This is a genomic window from Granulicella arctica (genome assembly GCF_025685605.1).
Lineage (GTDB): Bacteria > Acidobacteriota > Terriglobia > Terriglobales > Acidobacteriaceae > Edaphobacter > Edaphobacter arcticus.
In genome coordinates, this window is sequence record NZ_JAGTUT010000001.1 from 1,759,572 (window position 1) to 1,782,450 (window position 22,879).

Consider the following 22,879-nt stretch of genomic DNA (forward strand, 5'->3'; position numbering starts at 1 on the left):
GTTCGTCATTCCGGAAGGGAATCTGTGTTGCTCCGCCCCTGATCAGTGACATCCGCACTGATCCGCGTAAGCCTTACCTCCCCACCCCATGAACTGTCATCCTGAGCGAAGTCGAAGGACCTGCGGTTCGCGTCGGAGGGGAAGAGACGCCCGAGACGAGCGGCCTCCTAGTCCGATTTACCCTTAGTTTCGTCCTTATCCTTGTGCCCCAAGTCCAACCCGAACTTCGGCTCAGACTTCGTCCCGCTGATCTTCACAGGAATCTCCGTCGATCCATCCTTCCGGAAGAACGGATCGACCGGCTTCAACAGCAGCGACTTCCACCGCGACGCCACCATCTGCGAGATCTTCGCCTCCATCCGCACCTTGCCATGAAAGTCGAACTGCGCGCCATCCAGCGAGTACACGCCTTCCATGTCGATGTTCCCGCCCGGCAACACATACCCAAGCTTGCTGAAGTTCAGCTTGCCGCCATCCATAGTGAACGTGCCCGCGAGCCTCGACCGCACATCCTCCGCTCCTGGCTTCGCCGCCTTCGGGTTACCCTGCGCCCGCTCACTCAGCATGTCGACCTTGTCCTGCACCGCCGGGTTCGAAAAGTGGATCTCCTGCACCGTAAAGTCACCCTTCAGCCCCAGCTTCTCCGCCACCCGCTCCGGCCCCGGCCGGATGTGGATCTTCGCCTTCATCTGCAGGCTTCCATTCATGATCACCGGCTCCGTCTTGATCGCAAGCTGAAGGAAGTCCTGGATGCGGCCATGCGGTACATCGACATCAAGCTCGATCCGATGCCCCTTGCCCTTTTCGCTGATGACGGTGCCCTTCGTCATGAAGTTCGTGCCACCCAGCCGGGCCTCCACCTGGTTCAAATAGGTGTCACCGCTCGTGCCGTCCACCACCGCCGCAAACTTCGTATGCAGCGGCATCCCATGGTTCGCCGTATCCAGCGAGAAATTCGGCGTCTCCGTCGTCCCATTGACCGCAATTCGGTCCAGTTGCCCCGTAAACTCCCCCACCGACGACAGCATCCCCCCGATCCCCTTGATCGTGTTCAGGTCTGCATTGTCGAACGTGTATTTCCCTGTCACCGACGAGTCACCCGGACTCTCCGTAACCCACGGCCCAAACGTCCCTGTCGCGTGGATATTCCCCTTCGGAATCGCATTCACCAGCGTCGCGTCATACTGCCAAGGCGCGTCCGGGCCGATCTCCCGCATCACGATATGCCGCAATTCGAAGTCCTTCGGATCCTTACCCGGCTTCTCCGTCCCGATAATCAGCCGTGAGTCGTCGCAGACAATCTCATCCACCACGATCTTCATCTTGCCCTTGCGGGGCGCGGACGCCGCCTCCTTCGCCCGCATCTCCTTCGGCGGAATATTCACCGCCAGCCCGGTCACATGCACCGTTCCCACATGCATCGGCTTAACAAACAGCCCCATCAACCCGCTGTGAAACTCAAAATGCTCGATCCCGATCACCGGCAGCGTCGCTCCCGCCGCCACCACCTCATCCGGAGCAAAGATCCGCAGCCCCTCACCCGAAACCTCAAGTCCGCGCAGCAGCGAGACATGAAACTCATCCATCTCCACCCGGCTGCGAAACCGTGTGCTCAGCGTCTCAATCACCCGCCCCTTGAGGATCGGACCAGCACGATGCACCATGATCTGCCCTACGATCGCTAAAACGATCACTGCCAACAGAACGGAGATCATGAACCAGCCCCAGAACCCGCGCCGCTTTGCTCTTTTCTCAGCCACTCCCGCAATATTCTCCAATCAAACTTAGGCCACGCGAATTTTGATGAAGCTACACGTGGATAGCTTCGAAGAATGTTACGCCTGCTCGGACGCCGGGTGGAAATCCCGGCCCTTTATCAACTTATCCGTACTATTCCAGACACTTGCGAATCCATCGGTGGTCTAACCGCGTCTAAGACAAAATGCGGACCTTCAAGCAAACTTCTTTCCTGCGCGGCACGGCCATGCTCTTCTGTGCGTCACTTTGTTGCGCGGCAAACGCTCAGTCCGCCATCAATGACTCAACCCGCACAGCCATGGCGGCGACGCTTGAGGACGCGACAGTAGCAGACACAAGCACCTCGTCAAGCTCCCGCACCGACCTCCCCGACGCCCCACAGTCCACTGATCCGGCTTCCACCCATCAGGACGGACAGACCAAGCGCATCCTCGGCATTATCCCGAACTTCCGCGCCGTCAGCGCCGACGTCAAGCTCCCACCCCAGTCGGTCAAAGAGAAGTTCATCACCGCTTCGCAGGACTCCTTCGACTACTCCTCGATCCTGCTCCCCGCAGTCGTCGCTGGCTACTCGCAGATCACCAACGCCACCCCCGAGTTCCACCAGGGAGCCGCAGGCTACGGTCGCTACTTCTGGCACTCCTACGTCGATCAGGCCAGTGAAAACTACTTCGTCGAGTTCATCGGACCAGCCGTCTTCCGTCAGGACAGCCGCTACTACACCATGGGCAAGGGCGGCTTCGTCAAGCGCACCGAATACTCCCTCAGTCGCGCGGTCATTACACGCAACGACGCTGGCAAAGAGGTCTTCAACGCCTCCGAAATCATCGGCGCAGGCGCATCTGCCGGACTCTCCAACCTCTACTACCCCTCTGCCGAGCGGACCTTTGGCAACACCGCTGGCAAATGGGGACAAAGCGTCGGCATCGACGCGGCCACCTTCATGTTCAAAGAGTTCTGGCCTGACATCAACCATCACCTCTTCCATGGCCACGCCGACTAATCAGCTTTCGCCTACTTGGCCAACTCCCGCTTCACCATCTCGCTGACCATCCTTCCATCGGCACGTAAATTACTCGCGAGCAGCCTCTGCTGAATCACCCGCATCGCCGGCCCCATATCCTTGGGGCCTGGCTTCGTGCCGCCCTCTGCCAGGTGAGCTATCCCGCCCTGCACCACGGCGAGCACCTCCTCCTCGCTCGCCGCCTGCGGTAAAAACCCCTCAATCATCAGGATCTCCTCCGCCTCCTTGGCTGCAAGCTCAGGTCGATCACCCTTCGTAAAGGACTCGACCGACTCGCGCCGCTGCTTGATCAGCGTCGTCAGAATCTGCGTCTCCTCCGCCTCCGTCAACGGCTCCCGCTTATCGATCTCCTTGCTCTTCAACGCGGACTTCACCATGCGAAGCGTTGTCAGGCGATGTTCACTTCTAGCCTTCATCGCTACGATTATTTCCTTCTGAATCGCCTCACCAATACTCATTGCTGCTCCTGTCCTTTGTGTCGCCATCAAACCTTAATATGCGTTACGTGGACAACCTTTCAAGACGTGAAATTAAGTTTGTAGATTATTCCCGCGTCCCTAAATCCAATCATCCCACTACTTGCGTCACTGTGTCATAGGTTCAGAAGTTAGCAACATGGAGAGGTTCATTGTGGAAAAGAAACTGAAAGATCTCGTTGATAAGGCTCTATCCCGCCGAAGCTTTCTAGCCGGCGCGGGAAGTGTGGCAGCAGGTACCCTCATTGCCGGTTGCAGTGACAGCACCCCTGCAACAACCACCCCGGTGGCAACAACAACAGCAGCGCCCGCTGCCCTTACCGATGCTGACTACCTCAACTTTGCTCTGAACCTTGAATACCTTGAGGCTGAATTCTATCTTCATGCAGCAACCGGAACAGGTCTCTCAACGACTGACGCCGGAAGCGGCGCTGGTTCGGTTACCGTTCCTGCCGTCACCCAGCTCACCGGCCTGACCGCCGTTCAATCTGCCTACCTGAACGAAGTCGCGCAGAACGAGCTTGACCACGTTCGCCTTCTCCGTAGCGCCCTCGCCGGAGCAGCCGTTCCACGTCCCGCAATCGATCTCACCTTCTTCGGTACTCTGGCTATGGTCGCCGGGATCACGAAGGATACCTCCTTCACCCCCTTCGCCAGCTACCCGACCTACCTCATCGGTGCCTTCATCTTCGAGGACGTCGGCGTAACCGCATACCACGGTGCAGCTCTGGTCCTGACCAGTAAGGCAAACCTGACCGTAGGCGCTGAGATTCACGCAGTTGAGGCGTACCACGCAGCTTCGATCCGCACCCAGATCGTCGCAGCCGACTTCCTCGCCAACACCGGCACCAACACCTACACTAACATCGCCAACCAGGTCTCGACACTTCGCGGAACCCTCGGCGGTGGAGCCGAAACCATGCTCAGCCAAACCACGATCGTCGCCTCCGACAGCAACTCGATTGGCTACAAGCGTAGCCCGGATCAGGTTCTGCACATTGTCTATGGTGCCGCAGGCGGAGCGGGCGTTTCCAAGGGCGGCTTCTTCCCGGCAGGCCTCAACGGCAAGATCAGCGTAACAGCATCGTAAGGACGGAGAAACATGGCAACCCTAGAGACACAGCAACTCGATGAAATCATCGTCAACTCGCGCCGCAAGATGCTCACACTTGGCGGCGCAGCACTCGCCGGACTCGCCTTCTCGTCCGTTGCGAAGGCGCAAACCACAGCCCTCGGCGATGCCGATTACCTGAACTTCGCCCTGAATCTGGAGTACCTCGAGGCACAGTTCTATACCCTCGCCGTCTCCGGACAGACCATCGATCAGCAAGGCGTCAGCATCATTGGCGGCGGAACTGCCGGCGGTTCTGTCACCGTAAAAAGTGGCGGCCCCACGGCGTGCAAGGTTCCTTTTGCCAACACACTCGTGAAGGCATACGCCACCGAAACCGCAGGTGAAGAGCGCAACCACGTCACGTTCCTCTCCAGCGCTCTCTCGACCGCAGCCGTTTCCCAGCCGAACCTCGACCTGGTCAACAGCTTCAACGGTCTCGCAAGCCTCCTCGGTCTCGGCCTTACCGCCTTCGATCCCTTCGCAGACGACGCCAGCTTTCTCATCGGCGCGTACATCTTCGAGGACGTAGGCGTCACGGCATACACTGGTGCGGCTCCTCTTCTCACCAGCAACACCTTCCTCGATAAGGCAGCAGGCATCCAGGGAGTTGAGGCTTACCACGCTGGCTTGATCCGCACCACGATCTACGGTCTGGACCAGGCAGCAACCACACTCGGCGCTGCCGGCACGCTGATGAAGATTGCCACCGCAATCTCCGCTCTGCGCGCCAAGGTCGACGGTACCGCAACCTCCGCAACCCGCACCCAGGCTGATGATATCGGTCTCGGCACGCAGCAGGTCCAGTTGAACGGAACCAGCAACCTAACCGCATCAAGCATCGTCAACGCGACGACCACTGGTTCGATCAACACGGCAGCCGCAGGCGGTACCGCTGGATCGCTCACCTTTGCCCGCACCGCAGCTCAGGTCCTTTCGATCGTCTACGCAGGCGGTTCCGGCAAGGGCGGATTCTATCCAAATGGCCTCAACGGCAACGTCAAGTAGCCACTAACCCGCAACAACACACCATCGGCGGACTCTACTCCAGTAGAGTCCGCCTTTTCACTGCCGTTCACATACACTCCCATCCTGAGCGAGGTCGAAGGACGTGTATTTGCCCTCTCATTGTTGTCCCGAATGAAATTTGCCTCTGTATTTAAATCCGCCTTCCTCGGCAACAATCCGCGGCAACCTTCAGCTCTTGATCGATGTCATCCGCACTGGCCAGTGTTTGGCCGTTTTCACACCCACACCCTCAATCCCATCGCCCTCGCTACAATAAAAGCATGATCCGCAAGACACGCCTCTTCACTCCCGGTCCGACCCCCCTCCTGCCCGCCGCCCAGTTCGCCATGGCCGCCGCCGATATCCACCACCGCACCGCAGAATTCCGCGCCCTCTACACCAAGGTCCTCGCCCAGCTCAAGGACTTCGTCGGCACCAAAAACGACGTCATCATCCTCTCCAGCTCCGGCACCGGAGCCATGGAAGCCGCAGTCTCGAACCTGACGTCTCCCGGAGATCGTGTCCTGGTTCTAACCGCCGGCAAGTTCGGCGAACGTTGGACCGCCCTCGCCAAGGCCTTCGGCTGCGCCGTCGACGTCGTCAGCGCCCCCTACGGCCAGACTTTCTCGATTGACGCCGTCAAAGCCGCGCTCAAGCTCGAAACCCGCGTCGTCTTCATGCAGGCCAGCGAGACCTCGACCGGCGTCCGCCATTGCGTCCCCGCCATCGCGCAGCTCCTCAAGGATCAAAACCACGAGGCGCTCCTCGTCGTAGACGCCATCACCGGCCTCGGCACCTCGCACCTCGACATGGACGCATGGGGCGTCGACGTCCTCATCGGCGGCTCCCAGAAGGCCGTCATGATTCCCCCGGGCCTCAGCTACCTCGCCGTCAGCGATCAGGCATGGGACCGCATGGAGGCCAGCTACAACCCGCGCTACTACTTCGACCTCCGCAAGGAGCGCAAGAACGCGAAGAACGGCGAGTCCGCCTACACCCCCGCCGTAGCCCTCATCGCCGCCCTCGGAGCAGCCCTCGACTACATCGCCGGACAGGCAGCTACTGCTGAGAATCCCGCCGGAAACCTAGCCGAAGGCCGCAAGATGCTCGTCGAGAATGCCGAAACGATCGCCGCCATGACCCGCGCCGCCGTTCAGGCACTCGGCATGACCCTCTTCGCCCCCGACGCACCCGCAGCTGCCGCGACCGCCGTCATCCCACCGGCTGGCGTCGACTCCGGCGTCGTCGTCAAGGAGCTGAAGTCCCGCTTCGGTGCCATCATCACCAACGGCCAGGGCGAGATGAAGGGTCAGATCTTCCGTATCGCCCACCTCGGCTTCTTCGACTACATGGACACCATCGCCCTCATCGGTGCCCTCGAGCAGGTTGTCGCCAAGTCCTTCCCACCCGCCGGATTCGCCTTCGGCAACGGCCTCATCGCCGCCCAGAAGCTCTACGCGGAACGCTCCCCCACCGCAGCCGCCGACGCCAAATGCATCTGCGGCCGCACCGACCACGCCTGCTCCCTCCAGAACCCCTCCTTCGGCACCAAATAAAAATTCGTAAGGAACCCTGAACAAGCCCCGCCTTGTTCAGGGCATAGCTTCCGACGCGCCACAACCCTATGCCGTCGCATCCGCCATGCAAAATCCCACACGGTGAATTCCTCCAACAAGCCGCCTTATTAAGGGCACGGCTTCAGCCGTGCCATAGTCGCATCATGGAACGTGGCTTTAGCCACTGAGGTACGTCTCCGTCCGCTGTGCCACCAATCAAAGACTTGACACTGTCCATATAACTACTACATCGTAGTAGTTATATGGCCCTGCCTTCCTCCCTTGGCGAATTCGAACAAATCGTCCTTCTCGCCATCCTGCGCCTCGGCGAAGATGCCTATGGCGTAGGCATCCGCCGCGAGATCGCTGCCTGTACGCAGCGCGAGGTCTCCCCCGGCGCGCTCTACACCACACTCGATAGGCTTGAGAAAAAGGGCATCGTCTCCGCACTCGACGGCGCACCTACCCCCGAGCGCGGCGGTCGCGCCAAACGCTTCTACAAAGTCTCGAAGACCGGCCACACCCTCCTCACCGAAGCGCAGCGCTCCTTCCAGCGCCTCATGACCGGCCTTAATCTCCTGGAGGAAACCCATGGATAAAGCTCATATCGCCGAGTGGCTTCTAGCCCGCGTCAGCACCAAACGCCGCGCCACCGAAATCATAGGCGACCTGCTCGAAACGCCACAGTCGCCCTTGGCGTTCTGGTCCTCCATCACCCGAATCTTCTTCGCTCTCGGCTCGCGCATCCTCCTGGCCCCGCTCTTCGCACTCTTCTCGTTTGCCATACCCCTCGTGGCGTTCCGCCTGTCTGCCAATGCCTGGCATCACGTGCCGCACCACTTCGACCCCTGGATGCGCGTCTCCGCTCTCCTCATGATCGCCAGCATGTTTCTCTGGACCGTCCCCGCGCTCGCACTCATCCGCTTCGGCCGCCGCGACCCGGTCACCCTCATCGCGTTTCCACTAGCTCTCCTGCTCACGCTCTCCTCGACCTTCGCCTGGCTACCGCTCGCCTTCTATGGCATTGCCGCCGCATTTACGCTAGGCATCCTCGTCCTCTGCCTGCATCGCACCTGGCGCAGATCGCTCCTCTGCATCCTCGGAACCGTCGCAACCTTCGCACTTCTCACCTCAGCCGCAACCAGGCTCGCCCTCTCCATCAGCACCATCCGCGAGCACGACAACGATCTATCCAGCTTCCTCATCTGGTCGGTCGGCATCTGCATAGAAGCCTGGGTCCTGAACTACCTCCACGCCAGCCTCCTGCCCGATCCCGCAGCACCCGCCCCCTCAGTTTCATCCGCAACTATTTGACAAATCTCCACCCCAGAGACCCCCCTCACTCCTCTGACGAACCCCGCAGACCTTTGGACCAAGTCCAGACCTAAAGTGTCTCGTTACACGACTTTAGGACTTATGAGAAAAAATAGTTTTTGCGTGAGAGGACCCCTCCCAGCCAAAAACCTGTCATCCTGAGCAAAGCCGAAAGGTCTGCGGTATCCCCGCATAAGCTAGTCTTCCAGGTAGCCCATGAAACGCTCCGCCCACGTCGCCGCTCCCCTCCTCGCCTCAGCCGCCCTCGCCATCCTCGCAGGCTGCCGTCAGCAGGAGATGCAGCGCTGCGTCGACGAGAACAACAAGGTCGTCGCCGACAATCTCTGCGGCAAACCCCAGCAGGGCATGCGCTCCGACGGCCACGGCGGCTTCATCCCCTTCATCATCCCCTACCGCTACTACTACGGCGGAACCGGCGGCTTCGGCCTCGGCTCGACCGTCGGCGGCGGAGCCTTCAACCCCACACCCGGCCGCAGCTACGCCACACCCTCCACCCGCGGCGGCTTCGGCAGCACTATGTCCGGCGGCGGTGAAGGAGCAGGAGAATAATGCAGCGCAACACCATCGCACCCCGCCCCGACTGGCAGCAAAAGGTCGAAGCCGTAGGCCTCACCTTCCACACCCTCGACAACGGCGACCCCTACTGGGACGAGTCCGCCTGCTACCAGTTCAGCGCCGCCGAGATCGACACCCTCGAAGCCGCCGGCAACACCCTCCAGGAGATGTGCCTCGCCGCCGCCCAGCACGTCATCGACGAGAAGCGCTACTCCGAGCTCGACATCCCCGAGCAGGCCATCGAAGCCATCGAGTGGGCTTGGAACAACGAGCCCCCCGCCCTCTACGGCCGCTTCGACATCGCCTGGTCCGGCTTCGGCACTCCCAAGCTCCTCGAGTACAACGCCGACACCCCGACCTCACTCCTCGAAGCCGCCGTCGTCCAGTGGGACTGGCTGCAGAACGTCTCCCCAGCACTCGAAGCCGCCTCGCACTTGGGAAAACCAGACCAGTTCAACTCCATCCACGACCGCCTCATCGCCAAGTGGAAGGACCTCGACCCCTATCTCTCCAAGCCCGTCTACTTCGCCGGCGTCCAGGCACCTGAAGACCAGCTCACCCTCGCCTACCTCCGCGACACCGCCCAGCAGGCCGGCCTCGAAACCCTCCAGATGTACATGGAAGAGATCGGCTGGAACGACGAGCGCCAGGCCTTCGTCGACCCCAACGAAGACCAGATGTTCTCCATCTTCAAGCTCTACCCCTGGGAGATCATGCTCAACGAGGAGTTCGGCGCCCACACCCTCGCCACCTACCCCGACATGCGCTGGATCGAGCCCATCTGGAAGCTCCTCCTCTCGAACAAAGGCATCCTGCCCATCCTCTGGCAGCTCTATCCCAACCACGACCTCCTCCTCGAAGCCCACTTCGCCGACCCCGCACCAGCCCAGACCACCTCGTCAGCCTGGCAGCAGGTCGACCCGAACGGCCCACCCACAATCCTCCCCGCCGTCACCCACAACCTCCGCGACTACGTCCGGAAGCCCCTCTACTCCCGCGAAGGAGCGAACGTCACCATCGTCCGCGACGGAGCCACCATCGCCTCGACAGAAGGCCCTTACACCGGTCGTCAGATCATCCAGGCCCTCGCCCCCGAAGCCGTCTTCAACAACCGCCACCCCGTCCTCGGTCTCTGGATGGTCGACCAGACCTGCAGCGGCCTCGGCATCCGCGAATCCGCCACCCCCATCACCGACAACTACAGCTCCTTCATCCCCCACTTCTTTGTATAAGCCCTCATCAGAAAAGCTGGGCTACTCACTCAGCCAAGACAATTCTCTGTCGCCACGGGACGGGCACACTCACATAACTCATCATCAGTGGTCTGCCAGCCATTCACACGCGTCCCGTAAACTAGGAACTATATGAAGATCGTTCTCGCCGAAAAAGTCTCGCCAGCCACCCTCGCCGTCTTCCAACAAGAGCCAGGCTGGAACATCGTCACCCCCGACCAGATCAAGAACGGTCTCGCCGCCGAGCTAGCCGATGCCGACGCCCTCGTCGTCCGCTCCGCCGTTCAGGCTGATGCCGCCCTCCTCGCTGCCGCCCCCAAGCTCCGCGTCATCGGCCGCGCCGGTGTCGGCGTCGACAACATCGACACTGCAGCCGCCACCCATCGCGGCATCGTCGTCATGAACACCCCTGGTGCCAACGCCGTAGCCGTCGCCGAGCTTACCCTCGGCCTCATGATCTCGCTCGCCCGCTCCATCCCCCGCGCGAATGTCACCATGCACGCGGGCAAGTGGGACAAGAAGACCCTGCAGGGCTCCGAACTTCGCGGCAAGACCCTCGGCATCGTGGGCCTCGGCCGCATCGGCCTCGAGGTCGCCCGCCGCGCCCTCAGCTTCGGCATGACCATCATCGGCTACGATCCCTTCGTCGCTCCCGTAATCGCCCGCGAAAATTCAGTCACGCTCGTCCCCATCGACGAGATCTTCAAATCCTCCGACTACCTCACCCTCCACGTCGGCCTCACCACCCAGACCGAAGGCCTCGTCAACGCCACCTCGCTCGCCATCATGAAGAAGGGCATCCGCATCATCAACTGCGCCCGCGGCGAGCTCATCGTCGAGCAGGCCCTTGCCGACGCCGTCAAGTCCGGCCACATCGGCGGCGCTGCCCTTGACGTCTTCCACCAGGAGCCCCTCAAAGAGTCGCCCTTCTACGGCCTCGATAACGTCATCCTCTCGCCCCACATCGCCGGAGCCACCGACGAGGCGCAGGAGGCCATCGGCATCCAGCTCGCCATGCAGGTCCGCGACTACCTCAAGCTCGGCGTCGTCCAGAATGCCGTCAACCTCCCCTCGCTCTCGCATGAGGAGTACCTTGAAGTCGCTCCCTACATTGAGATGGCCGAGCGCCTCGGGCGTTTCCTCGCCCACGCCACTCCCGGCAATCTGGAGAACATCCAGCTCACCTACTCCGGTCGCATCGCCACCGGCAAGACCGACCTCATCCGCAACGCAGCCGTAGCCGGCATCTTCGCCACCTCCGAAGGCACCTCTGAGGTCAACCGGATCAATGCTGCCGCCATCGCCGCCGAGCGCGGCATTCGCTTGCAGGAAGATAAGAAGGAGTTCGTCACCGGCGGATCAGGCTCCGTCCTCAAGCTCGTCCTCCACTCCTCTGAAGGAGATGTCAGCTCCTCCGCCACCGTCCTCCACGGCACCTCACCCCGCCTGCTTACCTACGATGGCATCGACATCGAGGCACCCCTCAACGGTACCCTTGTCGTCATCCGCAACCACGACGTCCCCGGCGTCATCGGTCGCATCGGCACCATCCTCGGCGAGCACTCCCTCAACATCGCCAACTTCGCCCTGGGTCGTTCGGTCCACTCCCAGCGTGTTCCGCAGGGCCAGGCACTTGCCGTTGTGCAGATCGATGTTCAACAAGCCACTGCCGCCACTGCCGCCATCGATGCGCTACGCAAAGTAGAAGCGATTGCCAGCGTCCGCCTCATTGAACTAGGCAAGCTCTAGAGGGCAGCTCCGGCCGCGGCCGCCCACGCAGCCCGAGGCCGGAGCGAACCCTTTACCATGGAAGCTGTACGCTATACACAGGGAACACCTAGACACCTATGCCGCTCTACGAGTACGAATGCACCGCCTGCCACAAGCACACCGAGAAGATCCAGAAGTTCTCTGATCCGGAGATCACCACCTGCCCGCACTGCAGTGGGACCCTCAAGCGCGTCATCACCGCACCGGCCATCTCCTTCAAAGGCGGAGGCTGGTACGCCGATGGTTACGGCAACGCCAAGCCTGCAGGCGACAGCAAGACGACGCCCGCCGTATCGTCGAAGACCGACAGCGCCTCGTCAAGCTCTGACAGTAGCAGCGCGACACCCGTCGCCGCTCCCGCAGCAGCCCCAGCCGCAGCACAGGCCGCTACCACTTCTACTTCAGACAAGAAGTAGCTGTCTGCCCGCCGAAGCTGAGAGCTAATCCTTAGCGGGCGGCGGTGGCACTTTCTTACCAGCCTTCCGAGCCTCCGAGAGACCGATCGCAATCGCCTGCTTGGGATTGGTCACCTTCTGACCGCTGCCACTCTTCAGCTTGCCCTGCTTCATCGCCTTCATCTCAGTCTCGACACTCTTGCTCGCAGCCGGACTGTACTTCCGTGCCGCAGTTTTTCTAGCAGGAGCCTTCTTTCCCGCAGACTTTTTCGCCGGAGCCTTCTTCGATGCGGCCTTCTTCGTAGCCATGGGTGAGTCCTCCGCTCGTAGGAGTTGAACACCGCTCGAAGAGTTGCACCAGCAGAAGTGCAGAGCCTAGCGCCGTCTGCGAATCAGCCAACCGACGACGCCCAGCGCCAGCACAAAGCCGAAGATCTCCAGCCCGATTACGACGCGATGTCCCCGCCCATGCGTCCGCCGCAGCGTTCCCTCGTCCCAAGCCGATCGCACGCTCACAAGGTCGGCCGTCAGGCCCGGGATCGTAATTGCCTGAAGATCCGTCGTAGGCAGCGAACCGAAGATCCGCTCCGGCTGTGGCATCGCACCCGCGCGATCCTTTGGAATCGCCGCAATCAGCTTGTTGATCTCGGCATCGCGAGGATCGTTGAAGAACACCGTATCCGCCGTATTCGGAAACAGCGTAGCCGTTCCTGTCATCTTCTTCTCGATCGCCGCAACGCTATCCTGGCAAACACCCAGGCCGTAGTAGCCGCCAAACGGCATCGCCGGATGCCGCATATGCAGATGCGCGTAAGCGACCATCATCCGGCCCGTCAGCCGCGTCACCTCGACCGCATCTGCACCGCGATACTCATGCGCGTGCCGCCCAAGCACCCAGGGCTGATTCAGCTCATCCATCGTGCGAAACTCAGCCTTACCGTCGATCCCGAAGTACCAGGCGACACTCGCGTTGATCTTCGGCCCACGAATCGTCCACTCGTACTCTGCATGGCTCACCGGCACCAGCAGGGGCCGCGTCGTATGCGGAATCAGGATCTGGGAGTTGATGAAGAACGGCATCATCACGTCCTGCCCCTTGTAATGAAAGTGGCCGAAGTTAGCAAAGTACCGCGCATCCGAGACCACGACATCGTGGCCCGTCGCAATCAGCGCCTGCACCAACTCCTCTGGCGTCGTCGCCTTACCGCCTGCGATCGAAGCTGTCGCCGAAGCCGTTCCACTAAGTCCGTTCATCGCCAACCGGTTCAGCACCTCGGATAGCCGCTGGCTCTCGGAGTGCAACGGTGCAAGCGCAGGATCGGCTCCATCGCCACGCACAACGCCGTCGCCAAGCGCACTTGTAAGCCCCTCGGTCGAGAACCCAGGTCGATCCGAAGGCTGATCCAGATCAGCAGTCTCGCCTCGTTCGAGCGTGTACGGCCCAAGGTCGAGATACTCCTTCATCTGCTTCGTCGAAGCCTTCTTCACCGGCCCGCTCGGCGCACCGCCCGCCGTCGCTGTCTCTTCGACCTTCGCATCTTTTCCGGCAACATGCCCGACCACGCGAACCGTCGGATTGATCTCCCGCATCGTCCAGCCGGGAAAACGATTCAGCCCCTCCCAGTCCTTGCCGAGAATCATCTTCCGCATGTGGTCTATCAACGCCGGGGTTAGCAGCGCCGGCCCGCGCTTCTGTCCCTCGTTCAACTGGGCGAGCATCGCCTCCGTAAACCCCGGCTGCGACGAAAGCTCCTGCATCATCTGCGAAAGCAACACCGTATTCGGCGGCATCGGCCCGCTCGGCACAACATACTTGGCATCGCTCCGACACCCGGCCAACGCCCCGACAACCGCCGCCGCGAGCACCCATCCCGCGCGACGCGAACGAACATAGCTGGACAACTGCAGGCCGACATAACCGGAGAGCGAGGATCGCAGACTCATCCCGTTATTAGAACCCACACAAGGCCGCTCTAGCTATCCAGCTTCTTGACAACCAGTTCATTCAGCATCGCCGGATTCGCCTGCCCCTTCGACAGCCGCATCACGTTGCCGACGAAGAACGCCGCAACCGTCTTCTTGCCGCCGCGATACTGCGCAACCTGGTTCGGATTCGCCGCAATTACCTCATCGATCATCGCCTCAATCGCCGCCACATCCGAGATCTGCTTCGGCTTATCCCGCTCGTACACCGCAGGAAAGTCCTTGCTCTCCGCGAACGAAGTATCGAGCAACTGCTTCAGCATCTTGCTCGAAAGCTCACCCGACTCCGCCAGATCCGCCGCCATCACGATCCCCTCAAGCGAGACCGGCGACTGCTCCAGCTCAAGCCCCGCAAGCCGCAGCCGCATCGTCAGTTCACTCTGGATCAGGTTGGCCACCCGCTTCGGACTCTTCGCCTTCTTCGCCGCAGCCTCAAACCGATCTGCGAACTCCCGCGTCGCCGTCAGCGTTGCCGCATCCTGCGCTGTAATCTCGTACTCCGCAATCATGCGTTCGCGCCGCGCCTCCGGAAGCTCCGGCAGCATCGACAAAATCTCCGCCTGCCACGCCGCGCCAACCACAAGCGGCGGAAGATCCGGCTCAGGAAAGTAGCGGTAATCGTGCGCCTGCTCCTTCGATCGCATCGAGAACGTCCGTCCCTCAGCGTTGTTCCAAAGCCGCGACTCCTGCACGACGCGCCCGCCATCCTCGATCACGCCGATCTGCCGCTCAATCTCATACTCCACCGCCGAACGAATGTATCGAAAGCTGTTGACGTTCTTCACCTCAGCCTTCGTACCGTACTCCTTCGCACCTTTCAGCATCACGCTCACGTTCGCGTCGCAGCGCAGCGAACCCTCTTCCATGTTGCAGTCGCTAACGCCCGTATAGAGCAGGATCTCCTTCAGCTTCGTCAGGTACTCGAAGACCTCGTCCGCGCTCCGAAGATCGGGCTCACTCACAATCTCAACCAGCGGTGTGCCGCATCGATTCAGGTCGATGTACGTCCGCGACGCCGAGTCCGCAAACCCATCGTGGATGCTCTTACCCGCATCTTCTTCCATGTGCAGCCGCGTCACGCCGATCCGCTTCGGCGCGCCCGCAGCATCGAGAACGTCAATCCAGCCGTTCTCGGCAATCGGCTTATCGAACTGGGAGATCTGATAGCCCTTCGGCGAATCCGGATAGAAGTAATTTTTACGCGAGAACACACTCGTCTCCCGAATCTCGCAGTTAACCGCCTTCGCCGCCAGCACGGCAAACTCGACCGCTCGCCGATTCAGCACCGGCAGCGCGCCTGGCAACCCAAGACACGTCGGGCAAACATGCGTATTCGGCTCGCCGCCATACTGATTGACGCACCCGCAGAACGCCTTCGAGGCAGTCAAAAGCTGAACGTGAACCTCCAGCCCGATCACAGGCTGGTACTTGGCGAGAATCGCAGGCGAGAGTGCAGTCATAGTGGCCATTCGAGACGATTCTACCAAGTCGCACCAGGTGAATCAGCATCTCATGCTTCATGGTCTTCCAACTTCGTCGCCGCCAGCCAAAGCAGGAAGCTGCGTCCAGCAACGACGCCCAGAAAAACCTGCAGCGCCCGAGCGCACAGGAGATCTACGAGCAGGTCGCCAACAACGCCCGGCAGGAACTCGGCCGCTCCACCGTATCGCTCATCATCTCGGGCCTCGCCGGCGGCATCTTCATGGGTCTCTCCGCCCTCGGCACAGCCATAGCCCTCTCGATGCTTGGCCCCTCGACGCAGGCGCAGTTCGTCGCGAAGATGTTCTACCCGATCGGCTTTATCGTGGTCATCCTCGGCCGCTCCCAGCTCTTCACCGAAAACACACTTTACCCCGTCGCTCTCGTTCTGGCCGAAAAGAAGCATTTCTGGCACACAATGCGGCTCTGGGCCGCCGTCCTTCCTTCAAACGTCGTCGGCGCACTCTCATTCGCCTCCCTCGCGGCCCTCACTGGAGCCATCAGCCCCGAGATTGTCCGCTCTCTCAGCCAACTCGGTCTGGACGCCACGCACCATCCGCCCTCCACCATCTTCTGGAGCGGCGTCATGGGCGGCTGGATCATCGCCACCGTCGCGTGGCTTGTCTCCGGCTCGCACTCCATCACCGGCTCCGTCATCATTATCTGGCTGCTCGCATTCGTAGTCGGCCTCGGCAACTTCGCCCACTGCATAGCTGCCAGCGGCGAAGTCTTCGCAGCCATTCTCACCGGCCAGCTTCCATGGCTTGCGTTCCCGAAATGGTTCCTGCCCGCAGTCGCCGGCAATATCTGCGGCGGCGTCGGCATGGTCACCCTGCTCGAATACGGTCAGGTCATCTATGGAGGAGACGCCGACGCCGAAGCCATCCCTGCTCCTGAGAAGACTGAAAACGAGTCACTCTAAATTGAAGTGAGCTGGAGTATGCTCGCTTTCTGCGACCGGAATCGCCTCGGCGAATCCAATCCGCAAGAAGAGGTACTCCCATGTCCGCAGCAACGGCAAAGATCGTCCGCTTCCACGAAACCGGTGGCCCCCAAAGTCCTCAAGCTTGAAGATCTTCCGATTCCCGAGCCGGGACCCGGCGAAGTTCGCCTCCGCGTAAAGGCGCTCGGCCTCAACCGTGCCGAGGTGATGTTCCGCCAGGGTCAATATCTCTACGCTCCCGAACTGCCCTCGCAGCTCGGCTACGAAGCCTCAGGCACAGTTGAAGCCGTCGGTCCCGACGTCGACGCCACGTGGCTCGGCAAGACCGTCAGCACCGTCCCCTCGTTCCGCCTCACGGACTACGGCGTCTACGGCGAAGTAGCCATCGTGCCAACCTTCGCTCTGGCCGAGTACCCCGTCAACCTCTCCTACGAGCAGGGAACCTCCATCTGGATGCAGTACATCACCGCCTACGGCGCACTCATCCACTTCGGCAAGCTCAACAGCAATGACTTCGTCCTCATCACCGCCGCAAGCAGCAGCGTCGGTCTCGCCGCCATCGAGATCGCCAACGCCGGAGGTGCAATCAGCATCGCGACGACGCGGACCTCAGCCAAGAAGGCAGAGCTTCTTGCCGCAGGAGCCGACTACGTGATTGCTACCGATGAGGAAGACCTTGTCGCTCGCGTGAACCAGATTACCGCAGGCAAAGGCGCGCGGATCGTCTTCGATCCCATCGCCGGAAAAGGTCTCGAAGCACTCGCCGCAGCGACAGCAGTCAGCGGCATCATCTTCGAATACGGTGCCCTCGCGACCGACCCGACACCCTACCCGCTCTTTCCAGCGCTCAGCAAACACCTCACCATCAAGGCCTACACGCTCTTCGAGATCGTTCCCTATCCAGCGCTCCTCGCCAAGGCGAAGCAGTACATCTACGAGCATCTCGCGGCTGGCGACTTCAATCCCCGCATCGACAAGAGCTTCCCGCTCGAGCAGATCGTCGAAGCGCATCGCTACATGGAGACAAACGCCCAGATCGGCAAGATCGTCGTCACCGTCTAGCACCCTGCTTCCAGTTACGTCGTGAGAACTGCGTCATTGTTGTACAGCGTCGACATGATCCGGCGACTCTGTACAACAACCGCCGTCTAACGGTTAAGCGCGTTGATTGCTCATGCAGCTTAACTGGTGAATGTGGATGCCCCTTTTTCGTCTCGTCATGGCTGCACTTCTGGCCGCGGCCTCCGTGCTGGAGCCGTCGGTCGCCCATGGCCAATCCTTACCAGCCGCAACGAGTCCCGCCACAGCCCCATTGCTCACCGGCTACTTCCCCCAATGGGGCCTCTATAACGATCCCCAGTACCTCGTTAAGAATCTCGTCACCAACGGCGGCGCAGCCATGCTCGACCAGGTGAACTACGCCCAGGGCTTCGTCACCGGAGGCCACTGCTCCATCGCCGACCCGAACGCCGACCTCAACTACACCTTCCCCGCAGAGCAAAGCGTCAACGGCATAGCCGACGATCCGAAAGAAAGCTTTCGCGGCAATCTCCACCAGCTTGTTGAATTGAAGCGCCGTTACCCAAACCTCAAGCTGATCATCTCGCTCGAAGGTCGCGGTTCGAACTTTGCCGAAGATACCCAGCCGCTGAATCGCGACGCCTTCGTCGACTCCTGCATCGACATCTTCATCAAGGGAAACTTCGCTCCGGGCATCACCGTACCCGGCCTCTTCGACGGCATCGACATCGACTGGGAGTATCCCCACAAAGACGACGCTGTAAACTATCTCGCCTTACTCACCGAGTTCCGCCACAAGATGGACGCACTCCGGCCCGGCCTAAGGCTGAACATCGCCGTGGGCACAAGTCCGCAGCTCTATGAAGGCACCGACATGGCAGCCGTCAGCAAGCTGGTCAACCAGATGGCCCTGATGACCTACGACTTCGCCGGTCCCTGGAGCAAGATCACCGGGCTCATCGCGCCGCTCCGTGCAGGCACAGCCCACAACACGGGCACGGTAGAAGATACGGTCGACGCCTACCGCGCTCTCGGCGTTCCCGCCGCAAAGCTTTTCATGGGAATCCCTTTCTACGGCTACGGCTGGCATCAGGTCACCGAAGACGACAACGGCATGTTTCAGGAAGGTCAGCCCATCCGGGGCGATCACCCTTATCGTGACATCGCGCCGATCATCGCCCAGTCAACCATCTACCGCGACTCCGCCTCCCAGGCCCCATGGCTCTTCGACGGCGATATCTTCTGGACCTACGAAGATCCCACCTCCATCGCTCACAAAGTGGAGTATGCCCGCAAACAGCACCTCGGCGGGATGATGATCTGGGAACTCGGCAGCGACACCACCGATGCACTCCTACTTCGATCCGCTCACAATGCTCTCGCCCCAACAGCCACCACCGCAACGCAAACTTCGTCATCGCCCACGGCACCGCCCAGCCTCCGCTAGAATCAAACGAGCATGGTTCTCCCCTTCGTCCGCGAACTACTGGCGGACCTCGAACACTCAGACGCCTTCGAACGTGTACGCCGCCACCTCAGCGGAGGCACAGGGCGCAGACGTGTCTCCGGCCTCACCGCCACGGCGCGCGGCCTATATCTCCCACTCTTCGTCCGCGCCTCTAACGCACCAGCCGTCATGATCGTTGCGGACAACAAGGCCGCAGAAGCTCTGCACGCAGCCGTGCTCAGCGCCTGCGAGCTAACCGGAGCGCTCCCCGCCGAGACCGTCCTTCGGCTACCGGGTCACGACGTGCTCCCCTTTGAAAATCTCTCGCCGCACCTTGAAATCCAGGAGCATCGCGCCGCCACCCTCTGGAAGATCGCCACCGGTCAGGCCCGCCTCGTCATCGCTCCCCTCGAAGCCGCGAGCATGAAGCTCTTCCCACGCGACTACTACCGCGCCCTCGCCCTCCATCTCCGCACCGGCGAAGAGTACCTTCCCGACATGCTCGTCGAGCACTGCCTCTCCGTCGGCTACACCCGCGTCGACGTCGTCGAGATGCCCGGCCAGGTCACCATCCGCGGCGGCATCATCGACGTCTACTCGCCAGAGATGGACCGCCCCGTCCGCATCGACTTCTTCGGCGACGAGATCGAGTCCATCCGCAAGTTCGACCCCGAGACGCAGCGATCCAGCTCCCACCTCGACGACGCTCTGCTGCTCCCCCTCACCGAAACGCCCGTCACCGAAAAACTCCTCACCGCCATCAACGCCCGCCTCACCCGTTCCGGTCTCGCAGGTGCAAACCTCGAAGGCGGCGAACTCCCCGCCGAACTCCAGACCCACGTACACATTTCAGGTGCCCCATCCTCGACAGCCTCATCGTCGCGGGTGGGATCGACCGAGGCCACCATCTTCCCCGGCTGGGAGTTCTTCGCTCCCGTCGCCGGAGCCAATCTCACCCTCCTCGATCTCCTCTCCGCCTCCGGTCCTGCGCCACGCGTCTTCATCGAAGAGCCCAGCATGGTCAAGAATCAGGGTGAACGCTGGTGGAACAAGGTTGAGCAGCGGCACGAGCGCTCCGGCATCGGCAATCTCGTTCGCCCCGAAGACATCTATCTCTCCCCATGGGACCTCGACGACCGCCTCCGCAAGTTCTGCGGCTGCGAACTAGACCAGCTCGGCCTGGTCGACGTCCTTGATGCCGACCGCAGCGACCTCTCCGAGGTCGACTTCGCCACACGCCCCACACAGCGCTTTCACGGCAGCATTCCCGCCCTGATCGACCAGTTGAAGCTCCTCATGACGCAGGATGCCCGCATCCTCCTCACCGCCCCCAATCAGGGCGAGGTCGAGCGACTCGCCGGGCTCTTGCAGGAGTACCAGGTTCCCTACCGCCTCGGCTCCCGCAACGAAGCCCCCGGCAGCGCCACCGTCTACTCCGAATCCAGCTATCTCGCGGGAAATCTCAGCACCCCCGTGATCGTCAAAACCCCCATGGCCAGTGGCGTCCAGATCCTTGACCTCACCCGGGCCACTGCCCGCCAGATCATCATCTTTGGCGCACAAGACCTCACCGACGACGCCGACGTCACCGCCCGCCCGGCCCGTCGCAGCAAGTCCAAGACCTCTGCCTTCATCTCCGACTTCCGCGACCTGCAGGTCGGCGACTACGTCGTCCACGTCGAACACGGCATCGCGCAATACTGCGGCCTTAGAGTCATCGAAGAGAACGACCAGCCGCCCCTCGAACTCATGATCCTGGAGTTCGCCGACGACGCGAAACTGTACATTCCGCTCACGCGCCTCGACCTCATCCAGAAGTACCGTTCCTCCGACACCGGCCCCGCGCCCGAGCGCAACAAGCTCGGCACGCAGGCATGGCAAAAGACCAAGGCCCGCGTCAAGAAGGCCATGCAGGACATGACCGGCGAGCTGCTCAAGCTCTACGCGCAGCGCAAAGCCGCACAGGGAACGCCCTTTTCGCCCGACACCAACATGCAGCATGAATTCGAAGACGCCTTCGACTTCAACGAGACAGACGACCAGCTCTCCGCCATCGCCGACATCAAGCAGGACATGGAATCCACCCAGCCCATGGACCGTCTCCTCTGCGGCGACGTCGGCTACGGCAAAACCGAAGTCGCCATGCGCGCAGCCTTCAAAGCCGTGCAGGATTCCAAACAGGTCGCCGTCCTCACCCCGACGACCGTTCTCTCCTTCCAGCACTACGAATCCTTCAAGCGCCGCTTCGCCAACTTCCCCGTCAATATCGAAATGATCTCCCGCTTCCGCACCGCCAAGGAGCAGAAGGGCATCCTCGAAAAGGTCGAAGAGGGCAAGGTCGACATCCTCATCGGCACTCACCGCGTCCTCTCGAAGGACCTCAAATTTCAGGATCTCGGCCTCCTCGTCGTCGACGAAGAACAGCGCTTCGGCGTCCGTCACAAAGAGCGTCTGAAGCAGATACGCTCTGCCATCGATGTCCTCTCCATGTCCGCCACGCCCATCCCGCGCACGCTGCACATGTCGCTCATCGGCCTGCGCGATATGTCCGTCATCGAGACGCCGCCCAAAGACCGCATGGCCATCCAGACCATCGTCGCCAAGTTCGACGAGAAGCTCGTCCGCACCGCCATTGAGATGGAGCTCGAACGCGGCGGCCAGATCTACTTCGTCCATAACCGCGTCGAAACCATCTACGACATGGCCACCATGATCCGCGAGCAGGTACCAAGTGCCCGCGTCGTCATCGGTCACGGTCAGCTTCCCGAAGCCGAGCTCGAGCGCGTCATGCTCGCCTTCATGAACCACGAGTACGACGTTCTCGTCGCCACCAGCATCATCGAGAACGGCCTTGATATCCCGCTCGCCAACACCATCATCATCAACCGCGCCGACCGCCATGGCCTCTCCGAGCTCTACCAGCTTCGCGGCCGCGTCGGTCGCTCCAACCGCCGCGCCTACGCCTACCTCCTCATCCCACCTGAAAAAGAACTTACCGAGATCGCTCGTCGCCGCCTCGCCGCCCTCAAGGAGTTCTCCGACCTCGGCGCCGGCTTCAAGATCGCCGCACTCGACCTCGAACTCCGCGGCGCAGGCAACATGCTCGGTGGCGAGCAGTCCGGCCACATCGAGGCCATCGGCTTCGAGATGTACACCACCATGCTCGAGGAAGCCGTCCGCAAGATGAAGGGTGAGGACGACAAGCCCGCCCACGCCGGAACCGTCCTCAATCTCGGCATCTCCGTCCGCATCGACTCCGACTACATCCCCGAGGAGAACCAGCGCCTCCGCATGTACAAGCGCATCGCCGGAGCCGAGGACTTCGCCACCCTCACCGACGTCCGCGCCGAACTGCAGGACCGTTACGGTACGCCGCCCGAAGCCGTCCTCAACCTGCTCGCCGCCGGAGAGATCCGCCTTCACTGCGAGCAGTTAGGGATCGCCCAGCTCGACCGCAAGCGCACCCAGATCGAGCAGGGAAAAACAAAGATCTTTGTGGAGATGCTGCACATCAAATTTGCAGAGCGCCAGGCCGGTGGCGCACCTGCTACTGCCCCCGGGGAAGCGCCAGCACGCGAGCGCACCATCGATCCCGGCATCCTCATGAAGATCGTCAGCCGTAACGCAAAACGAGGCGCACAATTTACGCCTCAAGGCATTCTCCGTTGGCCTCTAACGTCATCCAAAGCTGAAGAGGTCCTCGCGGAAACCCGGGCACTCCTCGACTCTCTTGACACCTCTATGTAACTAACGTGACAAACCGCGGACTTCTCCTTTTCGAACAAAG

General features: G+C 61.3%; 19 protein-coding genes. 14 read left to right on the plus strand and 5 right to left on the minus strand.

The features are described 5' to 3' along the window. Nucleotides 1-167 precede the first annotated feature (167 nt). Nucleotides 168-1,760: an AsmA-like C-terminal region-containing protein gene (locus OHL20_RS07165; RefSeq protein WP_263382514.1), complete on the minus strand. Its 1,593-nt coding sequence runs from the start codon at nt 1,758-1,760 to the stop codon at nt 168-170. Between the two features lie 182 nt (nt 1,761-1,942). Here OHL20_RS07165 and OHL20_RS07170 point away from each other — a divergent pair, with 182 nt between their 5' ends. After that, the gene (locus OHL20_RS07170) at nt 1,943-2,761 is read left to right on the plus strand and encodes a hypothetical protein (RefSeq protein WP_263382515.1); all 819 of its coding nucleotides are present in this window, start codon (nt 1,943-1,945) and stop codon (nt 2,759-2,761) included. Nucleotides 2,762-2,772: 11 nt separating this feature from the next. On the opposite strand, the gene OHL20_RS07175 is transcribed toward OHL20_RS07170, so the two are convergent. After that, nucleotides 2,773-3,240, minus strand: a complete 468-nt coding sequence (locus OHL20_RS07175; protein WP_263382516.1) for a GatB/YqeY domain-containing protein — start codon at nt 3,238-3,240, stop codon at nt 2,773-2,775. A gap of 172 nt (nt 3,241-3,412) precedes the next feature. On the opposite strand from OHL20_RS07175, the gene OHL20_RS07180 reads away from it, so the two are divergent. From OHL20_RS07180 to OHL20_RS07220, 9 genes are all read left to right on the plus strand, one after another. After that, on the plus strand, nt 3,413-4,348 hold the full coding sequence (locus tag OHL20_RS07180; protein ID WP_263382517.1) for a ferritin-like domain-containing protein: 936 nt from the start codon (nt 3,413-3,415) through the stop codon (nt 4,346-4,348). Nucleotides 4,349-4,360: 12 nt separating this feature from the next. Then, nucleotides 4,361-5,377, plus strand: coding sequence for a ferritin-like domain-containing protein (locus tag OHL20_RS07185; RefSeq protein WP_263382518.1), 1,017 nt, complete (start codon nt 4,361-4,363; stop codon nt 5,375-5,377). 281 nt (nt 5,378-5,658) lie between these two features. Then, complete coding sequence (locus OHL20_RS07190) at nt 5,659-6,933, plus strand: pyridoxal-phosphate-dependent aminotransferase family protein (protein WP_263382519.1); 1,275 nt, start codon at nt 5,659-5,661, stop codon at nt 6,931-6,933. Nucleotides 6,934-7,196: 263 nt separating this feature from the next. Continuing rightward, nucleotides 7,197-7,532 carry a PadR family transcriptional regulator gene (locus OHL20_RS07195; protein WP_263382520.1) on the plus strand — a complete coding sequence of 112 codons (336 nt, stop codon included), beginning with the start codon at nt 7,197-7,199 and terminating at the stop codon, nt 7,530-7,532. Then, nucleotides 7,525-8,247 (plus strand): hypothetical protein, encoded by a 723-nt coding sequence (locus OHL20_RS07200; RefSeq protein ID WP_263382521.1) that lies wholly within the window; start codon nt 7,525-7,527, stop codon nt 8,245-8,247. Before OHL20_RS07195 ends, OHL20_RS07200 begins: the two co-directional genes overlap by 8 nt. Before the next feature lie 216 nt (nt 8,248-8,463). Continuing rightward, a complete protein-coding gene (locus OHL20_RS07205; protein WP_263382522.1) occupies nt 8,464-8,817 on the plus strand; it encodes a hypothetical protein in 354 nt (117 codons plus the stop codon). Next, nucleotides 8,817-10,055: a glutathionylspermidine synthase family protein gene (locus OHL20_RS07210; RefSeq protein ID WP_263382523.1), complete on the plus strand. Its 1,239-nt coding sequence runs from the start codon at nt 8,817-8,819 to the stop codon at nt 10,053-10,055. The genes OHL20_RS07205 and OHL20_RS07210 overlap by 1 nt, the downstream gene beginning before the upstream one ends. 132 nt (nt 10,056-10,187) lie before the next feature. Further along, nucleotides 10,188-11,804: a phosphoglycerate dehydrogenase gene (gene serA, locus OHL20_RS07215; RefSeq protein ID WP_263382524.1), complete on the plus strand. Its 1,617-nt coding sequence runs from the start codon at nt 10,188-10,190 to the stop codon at nt 11,802-11,804. Between the two features lie 98 nt (nt 11,805-11,902). Next, the gene (locus OHL20_RS07220) at nt 11,903-12,241 is read left to right on the plus strand and encodes an FmdB family zinc ribbon protein (protein ID WP_263382525.1); all 339 of its coding nucleotides are present in this window, start codon (nt 11,903-11,905) and stop codon (nt 12,239-12,241) included. 24 nt (nt 12,242-12,265) lie between these two features. On the opposite strand, the gene OHL20_RS07225 is transcribed toward OHL20_RS07220, so the two are convergent. The 3 genes from OHL20_RS07225 to gatB all read right to left on the minus strand — a co-directional run bounded on the left by OHL20_RS07225 (nt 12,266) and on the right by gatB (nt 15,672). After that, complete coding sequence (locus OHL20_RS07225; protein ID WP_263382526.1) at nt 12,266-12,529, minus strand: DUF6496 domain-containing protein; 264 nt, start codon at nt 12,527-12,529, stop codon at nt 12,266-12,268. A 66-nt stretch (nt 12,530-12,595) separates the two neighbouring features. Next, complete coding sequence (locus OHL20_RS07230; RefSeq protein WP_263382527.1) at nt 12,596-14,164, minus strand: hypothetical protein; 1,569 nt, start codon at nt 14,162-14,164, stop codon at nt 12,596-12,598. A 29-nt stretch (nt 14,165-14,193) separates the two neighbouring features. After that, complete coding sequence (gene gatB / locus OHL20_RS07235; protein WP_263382528.1) at nt 14,194-15,672, minus strand: Asp-tRNA(Asn)/Glu-tRNA(Gln) amidotransferase subunit GatB; 1,479 nt, start codon at nt 15,670-15,672, stop codon at nt 14,194-14,196. Between the two features lie 50 nt (nt 15,673-15,722). On the opposite strand from gatB, the gene OHL20_RS07240 reads away from it, so the two are divergent. From OHL20_RS07240 to mfd, 4 genes are all read left to right on the plus strand, one after another. Beyond that, nucleotides 15,723-16,604 carry a formate/nitrite transporter family protein gene (locus OHL20_RS07240; protein ID WP_263382529.1) on the plus strand — a complete coding sequence of 294 codons (882 nt, stop codon included), beginning with the start codon at nt 15,723-15,725 and terminating at the stop codon, nt 16,602-16,604. A 123-nt stretch (nt 16,605-16,727) separates the two neighbouring features. Beyond that, entirely contained in the window at nt 16,728-17,687 is a 960-nt protein-coding gene (locus OHL20_RS07245) for a zinc-dependent alcohol dehydrogenase family protein (protein WP_263382530.1), read from the plus strand. 136 nt (nt 17,688-17,823) lie between these two features. Then, nucleotides 17,824-19,092 carry a glycoside hydrolase family 18 protein gene (locus OHL20_RS07250; protein ID WP_263382531.1) on the plus strand — a complete coding sequence of 423 codons (1,269 nt, stop codon included), beginning with the start codon at nt 17,824-17,826 and terminating at the stop codon, nt 19,090-19,092. Nucleotides 19,093-19,104: 12 nt separating this feature from the next. Then, nucleotides 19,105-22,839: a transcription-repair coupling factor gene (mfd, locus tag OHL20_RS07255; RefSeq protein ID WP_263382532.1), complete on the plus strand. Its 3,735-nt coding sequence runs from the start codon at nt 19,105-19,107 to the stop codon at nt 22,837-22,839. Nucleotides 22,840-22,879: the final 40 nt, after the last annotated feature.

Excerpts from the sequence above, each read along its gene's own strand:
- OHL20_RS07170 (WP_263382515.1), top strand. The coding sequence starts at position 1,943 with ATGCGGACCTTCAAGCAAACTTCTTTCCTGCGCGGCACGGCCATGCTC.
- OHL20_RS07175 (WP_263382516.1), bottom strand. The coding sequence starts at position 3,240 with ATGAGTATTGGTGAGGCGATTCAGAAGGAAATAATCGTAGCGATGAAG.
- OHL20_RS07185 (WP_263382518.1), top strand. The coding sequence starts at position 4,361 with ATGGCAACCCTAGAGACACAGCAACTCGATGAAATCATCGTCAACTCG.
- OHL20_RS07190 (WP_263382519.1), top strand. The coding sequence starts at position 5,659 with ATGATCCGCAAGACACGCCTCTTCACTCCCGGTCCGACCCCCCTCCTG.
- OHL20_RS07195 (WP_263382520.1), top strand. The coding sequence starts at position 7,197 with ATGGCCCTGCCTTCCTCCCTTGGCGAATTCGAACAAATCGTCCTTCTC.
- OHL20_RS07200 (WP_263382521.1), top strand. The coding sequence starts at position 7,525 with ATGGATAAAGCTCATATCGCCGAGTGGCTTCTAGCCCGCGTCAGCACC.
- OHL20_RS07205 (WP_263382522.1), top strand. The coding sequence starts at position 8,464 with ATGAAACGCTCCGCCCACGTCGCCGCTCCCCTCCTCGCCTCAGCCGCC.
- OHL20_RS07210 (WP_263382523.1), top strand. The coding sequence starts at position 8,817 with ATGCAGCGCAACACCATCGCACCCCGCCCCGACTGGCAGCAAAAGGTC.
- serA (WP_263382524.1), top strand. The coding sequence starts at position 10,188 with ATGAAGATCGTTCTCGCCGAAAAAGTCTCGCCAGCCACCCTCGCCGTC.
- OHL20_RS07220 (WP_263382525.1), top strand. The coding sequence starts at position 11,903 with ATGCCGCTCTACGAGTACGAATGCACCGCCTGCCACAAGCACACCGAG.
- OHL20_RS07225 (WP_263382526.1), bottom strand. The coding sequence starts at position 12,529 with ATGGCTACGAAGAAGGCCGCATCGAAGAAGGCTCCGGCGAAAAAGTCT.
- OHL20_RS07230 (WP_263382527.1), bottom strand. The coding sequence starts at position 14,164 with ATGAGTCTGCGATCCTCGCTCTCCGGTTATGTCGGCCTGCAGTTGTCC.
- gatB (WP_263382528.1), bottom strand. The coding sequence starts at position 15,672 with ATGGCCACTATGACTGCACTCTCGCCTGCGATTCTCGCCAAGTACCAG.
- OHL20_RS07240 (WP_263382529.1), top strand. The coding sequence starts at position 15,723 with ATGGTCTTCCAACTTCGTCGCCGCCAGCCAAAGCAGGAAGCTGCGTCC.
- OHL20_RS07250 (WP_263382531.1), top strand. The coding sequence starts at position 17,824 with ATGCCCCTTTTTCGTCTCGTCATGGCTGCACTTCTGGCCGCGGCCTCC.
- mfd (WP_263382532.1), top strand. The coding sequence starts at position 19,105 with ATGGTTCTCCCCTTCGTCCGCGAACTACTGGCGGACCTCGAACACTCA.